19 protein-coding genes are annotated in these 20,097 nt (G+C 72.6%); 9 read left to right on the top strand and 10 right to left on the bottom strand.

Annotated elements, in window-relative coordinates; genetic code table 11:
* Nucleotides 1–234 precede the first annotated feature (234 nt).
* The 3 genes from AOK15_RS04250 (at nt 235) to AOK15_RS04240 (ending at nt 1,921) form a co-directional block, all read left to right on the top strand.
* Entirely contained in the window at nt 235–1,257 is a 1,023-nt protein-coding gene (locus tag AOK15_RS04250; protein WP_055512892.1) for a Ppx/GppA family phosphatase, read from the top strand.
* A gap of 26 nt (nt 1,258–1,283) precedes the next feature.
* Nucleotides 1,284–1,493: a hypothetical protein gene (locus tag AOK15_RS04245; RefSeq protein ID WP_055512890.1), complete on the top strand. Its 210-nt coding sequence runs from the start codon at nt 1,284–1,286 to the stop codon at nt 1,491–1,493.
* Between the two features lie 236 nt (nt 1,494–1,729).
* Nucleotides 1,730–1,921, top strand: a complete 192-nt coding sequence (locus tag AOK15_RS04240; protein WP_055512888.1) for a hypothetical protein — start codon at nt 1,730–1,732, stop codon at nt 1,919–1,921.
* A gap of 177 nt (nt 1,922–2,098) precedes the next feature.
* Here AOK15_RS04240 and AOK15_RS04235 read toward each other — a convergent pair whose 3' ends face one another.
* The gene (locus AOK15_RS04235; RefSeq protein ID WP_055512886.1) at nt 2,099–2,533 is read right to left on the bottom strand and encodes a protease inhibitor; all 435 of its coding nucleotides are present in this window, start codon (nt 2,531–2,533) and stop codon (nt 2,099–2,101) included.
* A gap of 495 nt (nt 2,534–3,028) precedes the next feature.
* Between AOK15_RS04235 and AOK15_RS04230 the strand changes: the two genes are divergently transcribed.
* Complete coding sequence (locus tag AOK15_RS04230; RefSeq protein WP_055512884.1) at nt 3,029–4,198, top strand: lactate 2-monooxygenase; 1,170 nt, start codon at nt 3,029–3,031, stop codon at nt 4,196–4,198.
* A gap of 124 nt (nt 4,199–4,322) precedes the next feature.
* Here AOK15_RS04230 and AOK15_RS04225 read toward each other — a convergent pair whose 3' ends face one another.
* Entirely contained in the window at nt 4,323–5,753 is a 1,431-nt protein-coding gene (locus AOK15_RS04225; RefSeq protein ID WP_055512882.1) for a DUF2252 domain-containing protein, read from the bottom strand.
* A 37-nt stretch (nt 5,754–5,790) separates the two neighbouring features.
* Entirely contained in the window at nt 5,791–6,117 is a 327-nt protein-coding gene (locus AOK15_RS04220; protein ID WP_055512880.1) for a carboxymuconolactone decarboxylase family protein, read from the bottom strand.
* Nucleotides 6,118–6,379: 262 nt separating this feature from the next.
* Here AOK15_RS04220 and AOK15_RS04215 point away from each other — a divergent pair, with 262 nt between their 5' ends.
* Entirely contained in the window at nt 6,380–6,745 is a 366-nt protein-coding gene (locus tag AOK15_RS04215; RefSeq protein ID WP_055512878.1) for an amphi-Trp domain-containing protein, read from the top strand.
* A gap of 389 nt (nt 6,746–7,134) precedes the next feature.
* Entirely contained in the window at nt 7,135–8,334 is a 1,200-nt protein-coding gene (locus tag AOK15_RS04210; protein ID WP_055512876.1) for a serine hydrolase domain-containing protein, read from the top strand.
* A gap of 42 nt (nt 8,335–8,376) precedes the next feature.
* On the opposite strand, the gene AOK15_RS04205 is transcribed toward AOK15_RS04210, so the two are convergent.
* A complete protein-coding gene (locus AOK15_RS04205; protein WP_338059879.1) occupies nt 8,377–9,444 on the bottom strand; it encodes a ricin-type beta-trefoil lectin domain protein in 1,068 nt (355 codons plus the stop codon).
* A 417-nt stretch (nt 9,445–9,861) separates the two neighbouring features.
* Entirely contained in the window at nt 9,862–10,794 is a 933-nt protein-coding gene (locus AOK15_RS04200; RefSeq protein WP_055512874.1) for an ROK family protein, read from the bottom strand.
* Between the two features lie 483 nt (nt 10,795–11,277).
* On the opposite strand from AOK15_RS04200, the gene AOK15_RS04195 reads away from it, so the two are divergent.
* Both AOK15_RS04195 and AOK15_RS04190 read left to right on the top strand, forming a co-directional pair.
* A complete protein-coding gene (locus AOK15_RS04195; RefSeq protein ID WP_055512872.1) occupies nt 11,278–12,327 on the top strand; it encodes a LacI family DNA-binding transcriptional regulator in 1,050 nt (349 codons plus the stop codon).
* Nucleotides 12,328–12,330: 3 nt separating this feature from the next.
* Entirely contained in the window at nt 12,331–13,167 is an 837-nt protein-coding gene (locus tag AOK15_RS04190; protein ID WP_055512870.1) for a hypothetical protein, read from the top strand.
* Here AOK15_RS04190 and AOK15_RS04185 read toward each other — a convergent pair.
* Both AOK15_RS04185 and AOK15_RS04180 read right to left on the bottom strand, forming a co-directional pair.
* Complete coding sequence (locus AOK15_RS04185; protein ID WP_055512869.1) at nt 13,113–14,990, bottom strand: serine/threonine-protein kinase; 1,878 nt, start codon at nt 14,988–14,990, stop codon at nt 13,113–13,115. The two genes, AOK15_RS04190 and AOK15_RS04185, sit on opposite strands and share 55 nt — an antisense overlap.
* A gap of 116 nt (nt 14,991–15,106) precedes the next feature.
* Entirely contained in the window at nt 15,107–16,411 is a 1,305-nt protein-coding gene (locus AOK15_RS04180) for a DUF6986 family protein (protein ID WP_055512867.1), read from the bottom strand.
* Nucleotides 16,412–16,599: 188 nt separating this feature from the next.
* Between AOK15_RS04180 and AOK15_RS04175 the strand changes: the two genes are divergently transcribed.
* Nucleotides 16,600–17,505 (top strand): endonuclease/exonuclease/phosphatase family protein, encoded by a 906-nt coding sequence (locus AOK15_RS04175; RefSeq protein ID WP_055512864.1) that lies wholly within the window; start codon nt 16,600–16,602, stop codon nt 17,503–17,505.
* A 56-nt stretch (nt 17,506–17,561) separates the two neighbouring features.
* On the opposite strand, the gene AOK15_RS04170 is transcribed toward AOK15_RS04175, so the two are convergent.
* The 3 genes from AOK15_RS04170 to AOK15_RS04160 all read right to left on the bottom strand — a co-directional run.
* On the bottom strand, nt 17,562–18,524 hold the full coding sequence (locus AOK15_RS04170; RefSeq protein WP_055512862.1) for an electron transfer flavoprotein subunit alpha/FixB family protein: 963 nt from the start codon (nt 18,522–18,524) through the stop codon (nt 17,562–17,564).
* 96 nt (nt 18,525–18,620) lie between these two features.
* Nucleotides 18,621–19,406: an electron transfer flavoprotein subunit beta/FixA family protein gene (locus AOK15_RS04165; RefSeq protein ID WP_055512860.1), complete on the bottom strand. Its 786-nt coding sequence runs from the start codon at nt 19,404–19,406 to the stop codon at nt 18,621–18,623.
* A 243-nt stretch (nt 19,407–19,649) separates the two neighbouring features.
* The coding region (locus AOK15_RS04160; RefSeq protein ID WP_055512859.1) for a flavin reductase family protein at nt 19,650–20,097 on the bottom strand (448 nt) is incomplete at its 5' end.

The following is a 20,097-nucleotide window of genomic DNA, read 5'->3' as shown; positions in this document are numbered from 1 at the left end:
TCGAGCATCACCGCGCGCGCAGGGTCGAGGTCGTCGGGGCCCGCGGGCCTGATGTCGTAGTCCAGCACCTGCACATCATATGCAATAAGGCTGATCATCTTGATCGGGGGGCGGGTCGGTAGGCCACGGCCGGGGTGGTGAGCGGGAGCGCCCGGTCGGCCGGTACACGACTGTTCACCCCTGGCCGCCGTCCGCGACACGCGTGTCGCGGCGGCTCGCGGGTACTCCGGGGTCATGCGGATGAGCGTGGTGGATGTGGGATCGAACACCGTACGGCTCGTGGTGGCGGACACCGAGGGCGGCGTGCCGCTGCCGGTGCACACCGCCAAGTGGCGGCTGCGGCTGTCGGAGCAGGTGCCTCCCGGAGGGGACGTTCCCGACGAAGCCGTACGTCAGCTGTCGGAGGCGGTCGCGGCCGCGGCGCGGACGGCGGAACGCTGGGGCGCCTCGGCCCCGTTGGCGTTCGCGACGGCCGTGGTGCGCTCCGCGCCGAACTGCCGGGACGTACTGCGTGCCGTGCGCGAGGAGACCGGCGTACGCCTGTGCACCCTTCCCGGCGAGGTGGAGGCGGAGTTGACCTTCCTCGGGGCGCGGCGGTGGATGGGCTGGCGGTCCGGGCCGCTCGCGCTGCTCGACATCGGGGGCGGCTCCCTGGAGGTGGCGTTCGGGCGGGGGCGGCTGCCGGACTTCGTGGCGTCGCTGCCGCTGGGCGCGGGCCGGCTGACCCATGAGTTCTTCGGCGGGCAGGACATCCCGTCGCCCGACAGCGTCAAGGCGCTGCGCCGCAAGGTCCGCCACCAACTGCGGGACGTCGCCGCCCGGATCCGATGGGAGGGGCCGCGCACCGCGGTGGCCACGTCCCGCACGTTCCAGCAGCTGGCGAGACTCTGCGGCGCCTCACCCGGTCGACACGGCCCGTTCGTGGAGCGGGAGTTGCACCGGTCGGACCTGGCGCGCGCGATCGACCGCCTCGCCGCGCTCCCCGCGGCAGAGCGGTCCACGCTCCCGGGGATCTCCGTGCCGCGCGCGGCGCAGAGCCTGGCCGGAGCGGTGGTCGGGCACACGACCATGAAGCTGACCGACCTGAGGTCGGTGACCGTCTGCCCGTGGGCGATCCGCGAGGGCGTGTTCCTCCGGAACATCGAGGACGGCCCCGCCTGGTGGGCGGAGGTCACCCACGACGACGCGGGGCCCACCGCCTCGCTGCCGAGTCAGGCCGGCCCCGTCGCCCTGCGGATCGCGACACCGGCCGGCTGACGCCACAGGAAAGGAGAACGAACCCCATGACCCGTCATCAGAAGCGTGCGTCCGGCGACCGGCCCGAGACGGCCCTGGAGGAGGCCCTGCACGAGGCCGAGGAGGCGGAGACCCGCGTCACCGACTCCGCCCGGCAGCGCCGTCACCGGGGCGAGGCCGGTGAGGCGATCACGCCGAACGAACGGGCCCAGGAGGAGTCGCGGCACGACGGCAGCCCCGACCGAGACCGCGAATGAAACCCTGACTCACACCGGCGAGGCCGGTGAACGGCACGCGTGGGGCCGGGCGGCGGACCGCCCGGCCCTACGCGTGTGCGCACCGCGGGAGAACGGCCCTCGCGTCAACGGCGAAGCCATGCTCGACGGTTGACCGGGACATCGGGTGGAACGATGGAGGGACCTGGGGGCAGGTGTACACCGTGCCGGTCCCACCGGTACGCAATCCGAGCCACACAGAAGTGGAGACGCGCGAAGTGAAGTTCCTTCTCGAGGTCGACCTGGACAGTACGGGCTGGGACGAGGGCACCGCCGTCCAGGAGTTGGAGCGCATCCTGCGGTACTGGGGCGGCAACCTCCGCCACTGCGAGATGGCACCGGGCGACGGGCAGGCCCTGTACGACTCCGGACACCGGGAGGTGGGCCGCTGGACCGTCACCTCCGAGTGACGGGTCGGGCCCTCGGCCCCGGAAAACAAGATGCCGGGGGTCGGCCGGCAGCCCCACTCTGCCTGGCCGACCCCCGGATGGGATCGCGTGGCACACCACGACAGGGCACGCACTCCCCAGTTACGGGCCCTCGCTCATCACTCGCGGAACCACACGACCCCGGTCTCGGGAACTCCTCTAGAAGGAGAACAGCGTCGTCGTCGCGGAGTTCTTCACGCAGTCGTTGGAGAAGACACGCTCGTACGCGACGCGCTTGCCCTCCCAGACGCCCTGGACGGTGACGATCACGGGGTCGTACTGCTTGGTGCAGAACGCCCCGGTCGTACCGTTGAGGGCGTCGAAGTTCCCGCCGCTCGCCCGGAGTTCGGCGCACGCCTTGACGGCGGCCGGGTGGGTTCCGGAGGGGCGCGGCGCGCAGGTCAGGGTGACCGCGCGCTCAGGGGTGGCGGTCGCGGCGTCCTCACCGTGGGCCGTGGTCAGGACCATGGCTGAGGGCGCGTACAGCCCGGACGTGCCGGGCTGCGGGGCGGCCAGCGCAGAGCCCGCGAAGGGGCCGCAGACGGCGGTGGCCGTCAGGGTGAGAGTCGCTGCCCATCGCGCGGTTTTCGGCATTGTGTGCATCCTTCCGCTCTTGGATTGCCGGCGGTTTCGTCTCACCTGTCACGTGGACGAAGCCCGCCCGATCGGTGCCGGTTCGGCGAGCGCCACTCTGCCGGGTCCACGACCGGAACACACATCGACCCCACAGGTTTCAGTAACTTTGAGTGTTGAAGTAGTGGCGTGAAGTCACGGAATTCGAACATGCAAACCCCGATTCTGAGCGGTTCTTGATCGTCGGTTGATCACAGATGGCTGGATCTCCACGGCTCGGCAATCGGCCTGAAACATTCCGCTTGCCGCCGTGACGAGCCCCGGATCGTCCCCCGTGAGACCTCCGTAAGACCTCGTCGAGACCTCCGGTGTTCATGTCGGGACGCGGGGGACGAGAGTGGCCGGAGCGACGGTGAAGTGGCGCGTCGCGTCCCGGTGGTGGACGGCGGCGGACCGGCTCGTCAGGATCGTCGGCGGGACGGAGCGTGCTCGACGACGAGAGGCGGGACGGCGCGGATGGCGAAGCACTGGGCGGATTTCCAGTACGAGATCTATCTGAACGGGATGGCGGGGGCCGTGCCGCGGCTGCCCACCGACCTCACCCGGCTAGAGGAACTCGCCGAGCACCGTCTCGGTGCCGGCCCCGTCGGCTATGTGGCGGGCAGCGCGGGCGACGGCAGCACCGCCCGCGCCAACCGCGCCGCCCTGGACCGCCACCGGATCGTGCCCCGGCTGCTGCGGGACGTACGGGAACGGGACCTCACCGTCGAGGTCCTGGGCCGCACCCTGCCCGCCCCCCTGGCTCTCGCCCCGGTCGGCGTGCTGTCGATCGTGCACCCCGACGCGGAGTCCGCCGCGGCCCGGGCCGCCGCCGCGCAGGGCGTGCCGTACATCCTGTCCTCGGCGGCCAGTACGCCCATGGAGGAGATCGCGGAGGTGATGGGCGACGCGGAGCGCTGGTTCCAGCTGTACTGGGCGAAGGACCGGGAGGTCACCCGGAGCTTCCTCGCCCGGGCCAGGGCCACCGGGTTCTCGGTGCTGGTCGTCACCCTGGACACACCGATGCTCGGCTGGCGGCCACGGGACCTGGAGCGGGCGTATCTGCCGTTCCTGCACGGCGTCGGCACCGCCAACTACTTCTCCGACCCGGCGTTCGGGGCGGGGCTCGCCAAGCCGGTGCACGAGGATCCCGACGCGGCCGTGCTGCACTTCCTCGGCATGTTCGGGGATCCGGGGAAGACCTGGCCCGACCTCGCGTTCCTGCGGGAGCACTGGGACGGGCCCATCGTCCTCAAGGGTGTTCTGCATCCCGACGACGCCCGGCTCGCCGCCGACGCCGGGATGGACGGTGTGGTCGTGTCCAACCACGGCGGCCGTCAGGTGGCCGGTTGTGTCGGCGCCGCGGACGCGCTGCCGGGCGTGGCCGAGGCGGTCGGGGACCGGCTGGCCGTCCTCTTCGACAGCGGTGTCCGCACCGGCGACGACATCTTCAAGGCGCTGGCCCTGGGCGCCCGGGCCGTCCTCGTCGGCCGACCGTACGTATACGGTCTCGCCCTCGACGGCCGGACCGGCGTCGAGCACGTCGTCCGTTCCCTGCTGGCCGAGTTCGACCTCACCCTGGCTCTCTCAGGACACCGGACGCCCGCGACGGTCGAACGGGGCTGCCTGGCCCCGGCCCCGGTGTGACGACGGAGCGACGGCGGAGCGACGGCGGAGCGACGGCGGAGCGACGGCGGAGCGACGGCGGAGCGACGGCGGAGCGACGGCGGGGCGACGGCGGAGCGACGGCGGGGCTGGAGGCAGGGAGGGGTCAGGCGGCCCGCAGTTCCCGCGCGGGGAGCCGGCCGGTTCGTACGGCCCGGGTCAGGGCCTCGTGGTCGCGCTCGTTCTGGTCGGCGTATGCCTCCGCGAAGCTGGCGAGGGCCCGGTCGAACGACTCGCCCCCGCCCAGGTACGCGGCGATCGCGATCCGGTCGCCGGACCGGGCGTGCGCACGCGCCAGGGTGAACCCGCACAGCGCGCCGAACGCCCGCATGTCCTTCGGCCGCATCCGCTCCGGCATGGCGATGCCCTTCCAGTCGCGCAGTTGACGGACGTAGAAGTCGCGCTGCTTGCCGTCGAACCCGTCCACCCTTTCCCAGCCGAGGAAGATGTCGCTGGTGGCCTGCATCAGCCGCTGGCCCGAGACGACCCGCTCGCCCTGGTTGGCGTACTTGCTCGCGCCGACGTGCGGGGCGAGGACGGAGGTGTCCGCCTCCTTGGCCTGGAGGAAGAGGGGGTCCCGGCCGTCCCGGCCGAGCAGGAGGAAGATCCAGCACCGGGTGCCCACACTGCCGACGCCGACGACCTTGCGGGCGACGTCGGCGAGCCGGTAGTCCGCGAGGAGCGAGCGCCGGTCGGACGGCAGGGTCCTGGCGTACCGCTCCAGCAGACCCCTGAACTGGCGTTCGAGACCGACGCGCTCGACGGCCGGCAGCAGATCGGAGACCGGGATGAGCAGCGGGGGGTCCGCCGCGATCCTGGGCCGACCGTCGACCGTCTCGGTGAGCTTGTCGAACACCTGAAGACTGTCGCGGGTACGGGCCTTGGCCAGGGCCTGGCTCAGATTCCGTCGGCTGCGCTTGCCGAGCCGGCCCGCGGCGAGGGTTTCGAGGACGTCCGCGCCGATCTTCGCGTACCAGACGTCGAGGTTGCCCGCCTCCGCGAAGCGGATCATCGACTCGCGGTACTGACGGACGGTGGTCCGCACGATACGGGCGCGCTGGGCGTCGTCGAACCCGTTGGCCCGGCCCGCGATGACGAGACTGGCCGCGAGCCGCTTGACGTCCCACTCCCAGGGGCCCGGCAGGGTCTCGTCGAAGTCGTTGATGTCGAACATCAGCTGTCTCTCCGGTGAGGCCAGCAGCCGGAAGTTCAGCATGTGCGCGTCCCCGCACAGTTGCGCCGTGAGACCCGACGTCGGGCTGCGGGCCAGGTCGGAGGCCATGATCGCGGCGGCACCCCGGTAGAAGCGGAACGGGGACTCCATCATCCGGCCGTAGCGGATCGGGACCAGTTCGGGCACCCGGGCCGCGGACTGCGTCTCCAGGATCGACAGCGGGTCCGGCCGGTGGGGGGACGGCTGGTACACGGCGTGGCCCGACCTCGGCGAGCGGCGGCGCGCCGCCTTGCCGAGGGCCGCGCGTTCCTCGGGCGTGGCGTGGGGTGCCGCGCGCATCGCCGTGGTCGCGTTCTGGGACATCGAGCCCCTCCTGCCTGTGGTGCTGCGGCCCGTACGGTCAGGCCCGGGGCTCGATCCCGGCGTCGGCGACGGCGATGGCGATACCGAGGGCGGTGGAGATGTTCCCCGCAGCCGTCATGACGCGGGCGGTGCCCACGATGGGCGCGATGGCGACGAGCACGTCCTGGAGCTGCTCGGCGGTCAGGCCGGTCCTGAGGGCGGGGTCGATGTGGGCGACATAGGAGATGGGCGGGGCATCCGACGCGGCGAGTGCGGCGATCCGCGTGAGGATCAGCATGTCCGGGGGCAGCCCGCAGCGCTCCAACGAGTCGACCGTCATGGCGGCGAGGGTGTCCAGGACCGGGGTTTCAGATGCAGTGGACATGTCGAATGCCCTCCAGGTGAGGTGCGAGCCGGGGGAGACATGGGCGAAGGGGCTCGGGTTTCCGTGAGCTCGGGCCCCCCTCAACGGTAGAGCGGGTCCGGGCCGCGCGCACGGGAAGGGCTGGTGGGCCCCGTGGTGCGGCCGCTTCGGGCGGGAGCCCTGCGGATGTCCCGGGGCCACGCGGATGTCTCGGATGTCCGATTCCGCCCGTGGCAGCAGAATGGTCACTGTCCACCCGTTGGGTGAGGGATGGGAGACCTCCATGAAGGACCTCAAGTTCGAGCAGAAGCGCTCGCTGTCACGTCGTGAGGCGGCCGACCAACTCACGGCGCTGGCCGAGGCCCTGCGGGAGGGCGGCGAGGCCGACATCGAACTCACCCCCGGAACGCTGAGCCTGCGGATCCCCGACGACCTCCGCAGCGAGATCGAGATCGAGATCGGCGGCGGCGAGGTCGAGTTGGAGATCGAGTTCAAGTGGCGGACTGCGGGCAGCCGCGCGACGTCGACCGAAGCGGCGAAGCCGGCCCCGGACAAGCCGGAGCCCCGGAAGAGCCCGCCTGCCAAGTCCGCCCGAAGCACCCCGAGCAAGCCCAGATCGACGAAGCGGTCCCCCGCGAAGGCCTCCTGAACCGGGGCCGGCACGCACCCCGCCGACGCTACGGGGCGACGTCGGCCCACAGGGCGGTGCTGTGGACGCCGGTGAGAGCACTGATCCGGGCCAGGACCTCGTCGACCCCTGCGGGTCGACTCGGCGTCCGTCGCGCAGGCGCAGAGCGACGCGAACGTCAGCGGCTTCCCTGGCGCCGATGACGGGGGCGCGCTTCCCTGGCGCCGATGGCGGGGCGCACACGGGGATTCCTCGCCGGGAGCGCCGGGAGCGCCGGGGCGCGCAGAGGCGCAGTGCGCAGGGCGATCAATCAGACGGCGGAATGTGCGGGGTGCGTCAGGGTGTGCTCGGGGATCTCTCCGGGGCGGACCCCGATGCGTGGGTGTGGGGCCGTCCGGCAGTGTGAGGGCATGACCTCGATTCGTATGTCACGCAGGGCTTTTGGGGGCGTCAGCGGGTGGGGGGCGGCCGCGCTGGCCACCGCCTCGGTGCTGCCCGCGGCCCGCGTCCACGCCTCGTCCGCGTCGCTCCCGCCGTTGGATCCCGTGGCGCTCCAGGCTGCTGTCGACGACCTGGAGCACCCTCCGTCGACCGCGGCCCAGTTACGGGTCGGCGGCACGGCCGGCCGTTGGTACGGCACCTCGGGGGTGGCCGACCAGCGGACGCTTCGGCCTGTGACGGCGTACGACAAGGTCCGGATCGGCAGCATCACCAAGGTGTTCGTCGCCACCGTCGTGCTGCAGTTGGTGGCGGAGGGCCGGGTCGACCTGGACGCACCGGTGCGGCGCGTCCTGCCGGGGCTGCTGCCGCGCCGCTTCGCGGCTGTCACCGTGACGCATCTGCTGAACCACACCAGTGGACTGCCCGACCATGTCGGCATCCCGGAGCCCAGGACCCCGGAGGAGGTGTTCCAGCACCGCTTCGACCACTGGACGCCGCACGAGTGGGTGGCGACGGCGACACACGGGCCGCTCAAGTTCACCCCGGGCACCCGGCAGGAGTACCGCGGCATCAACTACGTACTGGCCGCCCTCATCATCGACAAGGTGACCGGCCGCCCCTACGGGAAGGCCGTCGAGGCCCGCGTCCTGCGCCCGCTGGATCTGACGCACACCGTCGTGCCGGGCGACGACCCGCGCGTCCACGGCCGGCATGTGCACGGCTGTCTGCGCATGACCGACGGCACCCTGCGGGACATCACCACCTACGATCAGTCGTCCAGCCGCGGCGAGGGCGACATGATCTCCACCACGGGGGACCTCGACGGGATACTCGCCGCACTGTTCTCCGGCGAACTGCTCCCTCCTGAGCTGCTGCGGCTGATGTTCACGCTGCCGCCGGACGACGTGCGCATGCTGGACGGCTCCCCGGCCCGCTACAGCACCGGGCTGCAGCAGGCCACCGTCAACGGCCTCACGTTCTGGGGCAAGACCGGCGAGACGTACGGCTACAAGAACGCCGCGTTCTCCACCCGCGACCAGCGGCGCCGCTTCGTGCTCGCGTACCACCCGACGACCCTCCGCGACGGCGAGGAGAGCCGGATGATCGCCCGCGTCGCCGACCTCCTCACCCGCGGCACCGGCGCCGCGGACGCGGCGCCCCGGTCATGACCGGGGCGCGCGGGTCAGCGCCACGCGTCGCGCCGCCCCCTCCTACGCGTCGCCCCCCGGCAGTACTCCCGGCAGCAGGTTCGGCAGATTCGACAGGTGGAGCGTGGTGAGGGAGGGCGGAGTGTCGGAGTTCGCCTCCGATTCGGTCGGGGTGTCGTTCCCGATGGACATGATCGAGCCGTTCTGCTCGGCGTCCGGGGAGACTTCGGGCTCGGGCTCGTCCGGCTTCCGCGCATCCGGCGCCGGTGCCTCCTCCTTCTCCTTCGCCTTCGGCTCCTTCGTGACCTGCTCGGTCTCGGCCCTGGGCGCCTCGGAGCCGGAGACGGAGAGCGACTCGGGGCTGGCGGTGACGCCGTCGGTGAGCCAGCGCTGGATCGTGGAGTCGTCCCGGCCCTTCACCACGACATCGGCCTTGGCCTCGGTCCCGGTCGGGGCGACGGCCAGCCCCTCCCCCCACCGGGGCAGCAACTCCCCCTGCACGGTGAAGTCGTAGCGCACGTCCTCGCCGCGCCGGGAGTCCTCGTCGGCGCAGGTACCGAGCACGACGACACCGGCGTCCACCTGGGAGTCCAGGCACAGCTCCGGGTTGGCGACGCTGCGCAGCAGCCCGTCCTCCTCGTAGGACCACTTCTGGGTCCAGTCGGAGGAGCACACGGCGAGTTCCGTGGAGGCGCCCTTCACGGCCTTGCCGCCCTGGATGTCGAGGCACAGGTCGGCGGCCTGGTTGCGCAGCCGGGTCTGCTGGGGTGCCGTGGGGCGGCCGGCCTTCGCGGGTGGCGTCGGCGAGGCGCTGGTGCCGGACTCGTCGCCGGTGTCGGGCGCCGTGGCGACACCGCCGCCGGCGCTGGTGGACGCGGCGGGGTCCGCACCGCTGCCGTCGTCGGACAGCAGGGCGGCACCGAGGATCGCGGCGAGCAGCGCGCCGGAGGAGACGCCGACGGTGAGCAGGGCCCGGGGGGTGCGTGCCCCGGCGGTGATCCGGCGGCGCTGGGCGGGGATCTGGGAGAGCAGACGGTGCTTGCCCCCACCGCCCGAACGTCTCGAGTTCCCCTTGAACGGCATCCGGCCGGGCCGGGAGTCGAGATAGCGCCGCGCGCCCCAGCCGAGCACGGCCTCGGCGACGACGCCGCCGAGTCCGCCCTCGAAATGACCGAGCTGGTCCGCCGCGTTGGGCCGGCCCGCGGCGGAGGTCGTCAGACGGCCCGCAGCCGAGCTGCTGGCCCAGGAGGCGTCCTCTCTGCCGCCGGTCGTCGGCCCCTGGCCGTACCGGCCACCCAGCCACCCGGCCAGGCGAACCGGGGAGGGCGGGGTGCCGGACAGCAGCCCGACGCCTCGCCGCCGCCCGCAGCGCCCCCGGCCCCAGGCCGCGGCGCCCAGCCGCCGTCCTCGGAGCGGTCGGCGCCCGAGGCCGCGCAGCAGCGCGCCGGGGCCGACGGTCGGCGGCTGCTGGCACGCCGGCCCACATCACCACGCCCAGGCAGTACCCCCGCCGGCCCCGGCCCGTTCGCCGGCGTGGCGGCGCCCGCCTCAGCGACCCCGTGCCAGCGCCGCCGCGGCCGCTCCCACCAGACCCGCGTCCGTGCCCATCTCTGCCGGGGCGACGGTCAGGTGCTGGACGAAGGACAGGGTCGCGTAGTCCTTGAGGGCGGCGCGGAGCGGGGCGAACAGGACGTCACCGGCGCCCGCGACACCGCCGCCGATGACGGCGATGTCGATCTCGACGAGCGTGGCGGTGGCGGCGATACCGGCCGCGAGAGCCTGCGCGGCCCGTTCGAAGGAGGCCACGGCGACGGGGTCGCCCGCGCGGGCCGCGGCGGCGATCGCGGCGGCGGAGGTGTCGCCGTCGGGGCCCGGCCGCCAGCCGTTCTCCAGGGCGCGGCGGGCGATGTTGGGGCCGCTCGCGATCCGCTCGACGCAGCCGCGGGCACCGCACGGGCACGGGTCGCCGTCGAGGTCGACGCTGATGTGGCCGATGTGACCGGCGTTGCCGGTGGGCCCGGCGTGGAGTCGGCCGCCGAGGACGAGACCACCGCCGACACCTGTCGACACCACCATGCACAGGGCGTTGTCATGGCCGCGGGCGGCGCCCTGCCAGTGCTCGGCGGCGGTGATGGCCACACCGTCGCCGATCAGTTCGACGGGCAGTCCACCCGTGGCCGCCCGTACCCGGTCGACCAGCGGGAACCCGCGCCAGCCGGGGACGTTGACGGGGCTGACCGTGCCGGCGGAGGCGTCCACCGGGCCCGCGCTGCCGATCCCGACGACCGTGGCGGCATCCCACTGCGGGGCGGCGGTCAACTCGCCGAGGACCTCCTCGACGGCCCGCATCACGGTGTCGCCGTCCTCCCGCGCGGGCGTCGGGCGCTGCGCGCGCACCAGGATCCGGCCGTGGCCGTCCACCAGCGCCCCGGCGATCTTGGTGCCGCCTATGTCGAGCGCGGCCACGAGGTCGGTCTGCATCAGTGTCAGTTCTCCCGCTCCGAGTCTCCTCCCGGGCACCCGGATCCTGCGGCGCCCGGATCTCCGGCCGGAAAAACGGGCAGCACGACGCTCGCCTGATGGGGGCGCCGGCCAGAGAATGCGATAGACAGTCTCCCCCGGCTGTGACAACGTTGTCCAGGCTCTATGCTCGACGCCACATCCGCAACAGCCGCACAAATCCGACACGCACCACCCATGACACCGCGGACCGCGCCTCAGGTGACCACCGACGAGAGCCGAGGCCGCGGAGTCATGACCACCGACACCACCTCTGGACAGCGCAGCCGGTGCCCGACGCCGACGACCAGGACCGCGAGCACGGTGACCGCCGACCGGTGAGGACCGGTCGGTGCGCACCGACGGACCTGAGCACCGCGGGACCCACGGCCACGACGACACCGTGGACCGCGGGAGACGGCCCCACCGGCCACGCACGGGGACGACAGGACAGGACAGCGCAGAGTGCCCGAGACCGCCCGCAGCATCGCCCGCAGACCGGCAAACCGGTACGGAAACCGTCCGACGATGAAGGACGTCGCCGCCCGGGCCGGCGTGGGCCTGAAGACCGTCTCCCGGGTGGTGAACGGCGAGCCGGGCGTCACGCCGGACACCGAGCGCCGGGTGCAGGAGGCGATCGACGCGCTCGGCTTCCGGCGCAACGACAGCGCGCGGGTGCTGCGCAAGGGCCGCACGGCGAGCATCGGCCTGGTCCTGGAGGACCTCGCCGACCCGTTCTACGGCCCCCTCAGCCGGGCGGTGGAAGAGGTGTCCCGCGCCCACGGCTCGCTCCTCATCAACGGTTCGAGCGCCGAGGACCCGGACCGGGAGCAGGAATTGGCGCTCGCGCTGTGCGCGCGCCGCGTCGACGGACTGGTGATCATCCCGGCCGGTGACGACCACCGCTATCTGGAGCCCGAGATCAGGGCGGGCGTCGCCACGGTGTTCGTGGACCGGCCCGCCGGGCGGATCGACGCGGACGTCGTGCTGTCGGACAGCTTCGGCGGCGCCCGCGACGGTGTCGCCCACCTCATCGCGCACGGGCACCGCCGTATCGGGTTCATCGGCGACATGCCGCGCATCCACACGGCCGCCGAGCGCCTGCGCGGCTACCGGGCGGCCATGGCGGACGCGGGCATACCCGTCGAGGACACCTGGATGTCCCTGGGTGTCACCGACCCCGAGCGGGTGCGCAGGGCGGCCGAGGAGATGCTGTCCGGTCCGGCCCCGGTGACGGCGGTCTTCGCGGGCAACAACCGCGTCACGGTGACGGTCGTACGGGTCCTCGCCGAGCACGCCCGGCGGGTCGCCCTCGTCGGGTTCGACGACTTCGAGCTGGCCGATCTGCTCCAGCCGGGCATCACGGTGATCTCCCAGGACCCCGCCGGGATGGGCCGGACCGCCGCCGAGCGGCTGTTCCAGCAGTTGGACGGTTCCCTGCTCGCCCCGGAGCGCATCGAGCTCCCGACCCGGCTGATCGCCCGCGGCTCGGGCGAACTGCCGCCCGAGGACTGAGCCTTGTCGCCCCCCGACCCCCGTACGCTGGAGGCGCTCGGCCTCGACGTGGCGCCTCGCGAGGACCCGCTGAGCTATCCGGGCGCCTGGCCCGAGGAGTCCGCGCTCCTGGACGGCAACCGCATGCTGCCCCTGGACGCGCTGCGCTTCGAGGACCGTGTCCCCGTGCTCTCGGTCGGATCCAACGCCTGTCCCGCGCAGCTGGTGCACAAGATGGCGGAGCACGGTGTGCGGTGCCGTGTCCCGATGGTCAGGGCCAGGGTGACGGGCATCGGGATCGGTGTCTCCGCCCATGTCAGTCTGCTCGGCTATCTGTCCGCGTCGCCGTTCCGCTCTCCCGGCGCGACCCGCGACCTTTTCATCACCTGGCTCGACGAGGCGCAGCTCGCCGTGATCGACACCAGCGAGGGCGCCGACTCACCGACGGGGAACTTCCACCGGGCCGCCCTGCCCGCCGCCGACTTCCGTGTCGAGCTGGAGTCGGGCGACGTCCTGGACACCGCCTGGATCTACGTCAACCGGTGGGGCGTCCTGCGCGACGGCGGCCCCGGCCCTCGCCCCCACCCTGGCCGGCAGCGCCCGCTGCTCACCGAACTCCTCGCGGCGTCGGCCGAGTTGCGTGAGCTGTTCGGCACGACGCCCGACGAGTTCTGCGCCCGGGCCCGCGGCGACCGCGCCCTGTGCGCCCGAGGGCGGCAGCTGTTCGCGGAGCAGAGGTGGACGACGACCTCGGGGCTTGAGCCGTACGTACGGCCGCATCCCCGGTCACAGCGGCCGACGGACCCTCAGCAGACCGGGAGGCCGGGCACCGCGGCGTCGTTGTCGCCGCCCTTGACGTAGACGACGCTGACGAAGACGTCGCGATTGCCGCTGTCGTCGTCGGTCTTGGCCCACCAGACGTTCGTCCAGCGGCCGGAGGTCTCGCGGCGGCCCGTGTTCTGCTGGCAGTAGAAGTAGTTGGTGCCCGCCTTGAGGACGCCGACCTCGGTGCCGGCGGCGTCGTAGGACTTGGCGGTGGTCCACACGGTGCAGTTGTACTTGCCGCCGCCGATCGGGTGGCAGACCGGCTCCTCGGTGGCACCGCCTCCGGTGGTCCCGCCGGTCGTGTCGCCGCCGGTGGAGCCGCCCGAGGATTCCGAACCGCCCGTACCCCCGCCCGTCGTACCGCCGGTGCCGTCCTTCGACGGGGAGGCGGACGGCTCGGGCTCCTTGCCGTCGTCCTCCTTGGGCTTCCCGCTCGGGTCCGCCTTCTCGTCGTCCTTCTTCTTGTCCTCGGAGTCGTCCGAGACGTCGACCGCGTCCCGGTCGGCGCCCTTGGGCGGTGTGGCGCCGGTCGATTCGGTGGGCGCGGGCCGGGCGCCCGTCCCGGAGTCGTCGTCGCCGTTCATGAGAGCGACCGTGGCCCCGGTCGCGGAGAGGACCACGAAGACGCCCACGGCCGCGAGCAGGGCACGCCCCTTGCGGCGCCGGGGGTTGCCGGGAGCGGACACCGTGGTGACGGCACCCGAGGCGGGGACCTGCGGCTGCGCACCGGAGCCGGCGCCGTCGACCGACGGGGACGCCCCGGTCCCGGCCCCCTGGATCGGCTGCGGCGGCCCGAAGCCCGCGCCGGCGCCGGCGCCCGCAGCGGGACCGGCAACCGCACCGCCACCCGCACCCGCGTCCGCATCCGCGGTGCCGAAGCCGCCGCCCGCGCCCGCCGTGGGCGGGCCGAAGCCAGGGGGCACCGAAGGCACGCTCCGCTCGGTCTCCTGTCCGCGCGGCGCCGTCGGGCCCGTGGCACCCGGGGTCGGTGTGGCGGACGCGGTGCCGGAGGCCACCGCCTCCAGCAGTTCCCTTGCCCGGGACGCGTCGGGGCGGTTCTCGGGACGCTTGTCCATCAGTTGGAGCAGCACGGGCGCGAGGGGGCCGGAGAGCCGGGGCTCCGGGAGCGGCTCGGCCACGATCGCGGTCAGCGTCGACCAGGTGGACGTGCGGCGGAACGGGGAGGTGCCCTCGACGGCCGCGTACAGGGTGGCGCCGAGCGCCCAGACGTCGGAGGCGGGGCCGGGGTCGTTGCCCTGGGCGCGCTCGGGGGCGAGGTAGTCGAGGGAGCCGACGAGTTCGCCGCTGCGGGTCAGATGCGTGGCGGAACCGTCGTTCGGGTCCTCCATGGTGGCGATGCCGAAGTCGGTGAGGACGACCCTGCCGGAACGGTCGAGGAGGATGTTGCCGGGCTTGACGTCGCGGTGGAGCACCCCGACCTGGTGGGCGGCGGCCAGCGCGTCCATCACCTTGGCGCCGATGGCGGCGGCCTCGCGCGGATCGAGCAGACCCCGGTCGCGCAGGACGTCGTCCAGGGAGGGACCGTCGACCAGCTCCATCACGATCAGCGGGCGGCCGTCGACCTCGGCGACGTCGTGCACGGCGACGACCCCGGGGTGCCGGATACGGGCGGCGGCCCGTGCCTCGCGCTGCATCCGCAGCCCCAGATCGGCGAGTTCGGGCGCGTCGGCGTCGGTGTAGGTGCGTAGTTCCTTGAGGGCGACCTCGCGGTGGAGCACCTCGTCCACGGCCCGCCAGACGACGCCCATCCCACCGCGTCCGAGCTGCCGCACGATCCGGTACCGCCCGGCGAGGACCCGTCCGACGCCGTCCGCCTGTTCGTTCGCCCCCGAAGACACCAGTGCCCCGTTCCTCTGAACACGTCAATGAGTGGGCGTACAGACTACGGTGCCGCGGGGGACGGCTCGGACCAGCGGCGACCGCTGTCACAGGACCGCTACACGACCGGCCTGAATCAGTGGCCGGAAACAGTCAGGTCCGCCCTGCGGGGCGCGGCGAAGCCCTCCAGGTCCGCGCGGGTCAGCCCGGTCGCCCCGGACACCTCGTCGATGTCGAGGGCGCCGCAGTCCAGGCCGCGCAGCAGATAGCCGCTGAGGGCCTTGGCGGTGGCGGGCTCGTCCATGACGTCGCCGCCGGCGCGGTTGGCGTAGCGGGACAGGCGGGCGGCGGCCTGTTCGTAGCCCTCGCGGTAGAAGGCGAAGACGGCCGCGTAGCGGGTCGGGATGTGGCCGGGGTGCATGTCCCAGCCCTGGTAGTAGGCGCGGGCGAGCGCGCGGCGGGTGAGGCCGTAGTGGAGGCGCCAGGCGTCGTGGACCTGTTCGGTCGGACCGACCGGGAGGACGTTGGTCGAACCGTCCGAGACGCGGACGCCGGTGCCCGCCGCGGCGACCTGCATGATCGCCTTGGCGTGGTCGGCGGCGGGGTGGTCACTGGCCTGGTGGGCGGCGGAGACCCCGAGGCAGGCGCTGTAGTCGAAGGTGCCGTAGTGCAGTCCGGTGGCGCGGCCCTCGGCGGCGCCGATCATGCGGGCGACGGTGGCGGTGCCGTCGGCGGCGAGGATGGCCTGGCTGGTCTCGATCTGGATCTCGAAGCCGATCCGGCCGGGCGCGAGGCCCCGCGCCTTCTCGAAGGCCTCCAGGAGGCGGACCATGGCGGTGATCTGCTCGGGGTACGTCACCTTGGGCAGGGTCAGGACGAGCCCGTCGGGCAGGCCGCCGGCCTCCAGCAAGCCGGTGAGGAAGATGTCGAGGGTGCGGATGCCCCGGTCCCGGACGGGTGCCTCCATGCACTTCATGCGGATGCCCATGTAGGGGGCGGCCGTGCCGTTCGCGTACGCCCGCGCGATCAGCCGGGCGGCGCGGGCGGCGGCCTCGTCCTCCTCGGCGTCGGGGCGCGGCCCGTAGCCGTCCTCGAAGTCGACGCGGAGGTCCTCGATCGGTTCGCGTTCCAGCTTGGCGCGGACACGGTCGTACACGGGGCCCGCGAGGTGGTCGGGGAGGCCGAGGACGGCGGCGAAGGAGGCGGCGTCGGGGGCGTGCGCGTCGAGAGCGGCGAGGGCCCGGTCGCCCCAGGTGCGGAGGGTGTCGGCGGCGAACGCGTCGCCGGGGACGTAGACGGTGTGCACCGGTTGGCGGGTGCCGGGGTCGCCGGGGTAGCGGCGCTCCAGTTCCGCGTCGACGGGGGCGAGGGAGGCGCTGATCTCCTCGCTGACGGCGCCCGCGAGACTCGTCGCCACGTTCTCCTGCCGACCCTGCCCCATTCCGACCTCCATCTTCCGCTCTACGGAATCAGCAATCCGCATGACGAAGCTAGTCGGGGATCTCGGCCCGGGTCAACACCGTTCCGGCGTGGGATTCCCCATGCTTCCCCCTGGTCACCGCTATCCCACCGCCTTCTTCCGTATTCATTCGGCAAGCTTCATCCTGACTCCCAAGGGGAGGAGATCGCGTGCCGAACGAGGCCGGAGTGACACGCCGCCAAGGACTCAAGTCCGCGGCGGTGGCCGCCATCGCCGCACCATTGCTCACCACGGCGGGCTCCACACAGCCCGCTGCCGCCGGCGAGTACGCGGGCGCGCTGAACGTCATGACGTTCAATGTGCGCTTCGCGACCGTCGTCGACGAGACGCCCCGCTGGACGGTCCGCCGTCCGGTGATGCGGGCGTTGCTGCGCCGCGAGCGGCCCCACCTCATCGGCACCCAGGAGGGCCTCTACCAGCAGCTGCGCATGATCGAGAAGGATCTCGGCGAGCACTACGACTGGATCGGCACCGGGCGCGGGGGCGGCAGCAAGGACGAGTTCATGGCGATCTTCTACGACACCCGCCGACTGGAGCCGATCGAGTTCGACCACTTCTGGCTGTCGGACACCCCGTACACGATCGCGTCCAACACCTGGGGCGCGGACTGGCTGCGCATGGTGACCTGGGTCCGATTCGCCGATCTCGCCGACGGGGGACGGGAGTTCTACGCCCTGAACACCCATCTGGACAGTGTCAGCCAGTACGCCCGCGAGCGGTCCGTGGGGCTCATCGGCAAGACGATCGCGGGGTGGGACCGGTCGCTGCCGGTCGTCGTCACCGGTGACTTCAACGCGGCCGCCCACGACAACCGGGTGTACGACGGGATGCTGGACATCGGACTCGTGGACGCCTGGGACGCGGCGGGCTCACGCAGCGAGGCGTACGGCACCTACCACGGCTACCGGGGACTCAGACCGGGCGGCCGGCGGATCGACTGGATCCTCACCTCGCCCGGCGTGACCTCCAACTGGGCCGCGATGAACACCTTCTCGATGGACGGGCTGTACCCGAGCGACCATCTGCCGGTGCAGGCCTCACTCACCCTGGGATGAGCGAAGGCCCCCGCGACCGTTCGTACGGTCGCGGGGGCCTTTCAGCGCCGGGAGGCTCAGCCCTTGCGGACCTTGATCTCCTCGGTGAGCTGCGGGACGACGTCGAAGAGGTCGCCGACGACGCCGTAGTCGACGAGGTCGAAGATCGGCGCCTCGGCGTCCTTGTTGATCGCGACGATGGTCTTCGAGGTCTGCATACCGGCACGGTGCTGGATCGCGCCGGAGATGCCGGAGGCGATGTACAGCTGCGGCGAGACGGACTTGCCGGTCTGGCCGACCTGGTTGGTGTGCGGGTACCAGCCGGCGTCCACCGCGGCACGCGAGGCGCCGACGGCCGCGCCGAGGGAGTCGGCGAGGGACTCGATCAGCGCGAAGTTCTCCGCGCCGTTGACTCCACGGCCACCGGAGACCACGATCGCGGCCTCGGTCAGCTCCGGACGCCCGGTCGACTCACGCGGGGTTCGGCCGGTGACCTTGGTGCCGGTGGCCTGCGCGGAGAAGGTGACGTCCAGCGCCTCGACGGCGCCGGCGGCCGGGGCGGCCTCCACGGCGGCCGAGTTCGGCTTGACCGTGATGACCGGGGTGCCCTTGGAGACACGGGACTTGGTGGTGAAGGACGCGGCGAACACCGACTGCGTCGCGACCGGACCCTCGTCGCCGGCCTCCAGGTCGACGGCGTCGGTGATGATGCCCGAGCCGATGCGCAGCGCGAGACGGGCGGCGATCTCCTTGCCCTCGGCGGAGGACGGGACCAGCACGGCGGCCGGGGAGACGGCGGCGACGGCGGCCTGGAGGGCGTCGACCTTCGGGACGACCAGGTAGTCGGCGTACTCGGCGGCGTCGTGCGTGAGGACCTTGACCGCGCCGTGCTCGGCGAGCGCGGCGGCGGTGTCGGCGGCACCGGCACCCAGCGCGACCGCGACGGGCTCACCGACGCGACGGGCCAGGGTCAGCAGCTCCAGGGTGGGCTTGCGGACGGCACCGTCCACGTGGTCGACGTAGACGAGAACTTCAGCCATGGGAATGGTTCTCCTAGCGGAATTACGAAGTCTGAGGGGGCGTAAGGGAGTTGGGCTCGGCCGGGCCGCAGGGGGCCGGGCCGGGCCGCGGGGGCCTTAGATGAACTTCTGGCCCGCGAGGAACTCAGCGAGCTGCTTGCCGCCCTCGCCCTCGTCCTTCACGATCGTGCCGGCGGTGCGCGCGGGACGCGCGGCCGCGGAGTCGACGGCCGTCCAGGCGCCCTCCAGACCGACCTCCTCGGCCTCCAGGTCGAGGTCGGACAGGTCCCAGGACTGCACCGGCTTCTTCTTCGCCGCCATGATGCCCTTGAACGACGGGTAACGGGCCTCGCCCGACTGGTCGGTCACGGAGACCACGGCCGGCAGGGACGCCTGGAGCTGCTCCGAGGCGGCGTCGCCGTCACGGCGGCCCTTGACCACACCGTCCTCGACGGACACCTCGGACAGCAGGGTCACCTGCGGCACGCCCAGACGCTCGGCCAGCAGGGCCGGGACGACGCCCATGGTGCCGTCGGTGGAGGCCATGCCGGAGATCACCAGGTCGTAGCCGGCCTTCTCGATCGCCTTGGCCAGCACCAGGGAGGTGCCGATGGCGTCGGTGCCGTGCAGGTCGTCGTCCTCGACGTGGATCGCCTTGTCCGCACCCATCGACAGCGCCTTGCGCAGCGCGTCCTTGGCGTCCTCGGGGCCCACGGTCAGCACGGTGATCTCGGCGTCGTCGGCGTCCTCGGCGATCTGCAGCGCCTGCTCGACGGCGTACTCGTCCAGCTCGGAGAGCAGACCGTCCACGTCGTCGCGGTCGACGGTCAGGTCATCGGCGAAGTGCCGGTCGCCAGTGGCGTCGGGCACGTACTTCACAGTGACAACGATCCTCAAGCTCACGCCGGCTCTCCTACTGCATCGTCATTTCTGGGCTGCCTGCTATGGAGGCAGCATAGGCGCCTGAAGCGGCCGATCCCGATCGGGGCGACCTGCGCTCCGGTCGGAATATTACTCGCCAGTACGACGCCTACCGTCCCGCATCCCATCCCCGCTAAGCAAGCGCTTTGAACTGTGAGGTAGGCAACCCTGCGTAATCGGCCGGGAATCGGCGGGAAACCTCGCGCCCCCGTTCGCCCGCGCGGATCAGTCGCGCAGGCCGCTGAAGCGTCCCTGGTGGTAGAGCAGCGGCCGCCCCGCGCCCGACGGGTCGCCGAGGACGACCTCGGCGAGGACGATCCGGTGGTCGCCCGCCGGGACCCGGGCCACCACCCGGCACACCAGCCAGGCGAGCACGTCGTCGAGGACGGGAACCCCTTCCGGGCCGCTACGCCATTCGGTGGGCGCCCCGAACCGGTCGGCGCCGCTGCGGGCGAAGGTGGCGGCGAGCTCCCGCTGGTGCTCGCCGAGTATGTGCACGCCCACGTACTCCGCCTCGGCGATCGCGGGCCAGCTGGAGGCGCCGGTGCCGATGCCGAAGGAGAGCATCGGCGGCTCGGCAGAGACCGAGGTGAGGGAGGTGGCGGTGAAGCCGACCGGGCCCGTGACGCCCTGGGCGGTGATCACGGCGACACCGGCGGCGTGCCGCCGGAAG

Origin of the sequence: Streptomyces ossamyceticus, from assembly GCF_001418475.1 — a bacterium.
Lineage (GTDB): Bacteria > Actinomycetota > Actinomycetes > Streptomycetales > Streptomycetaceae > Streptomyces > Streptomyces ossamyceticus.
Note: the sequence above shows the minus strand (reverse complement) of the source record. Positions and strands in the feature narration are given on the sequence as shown.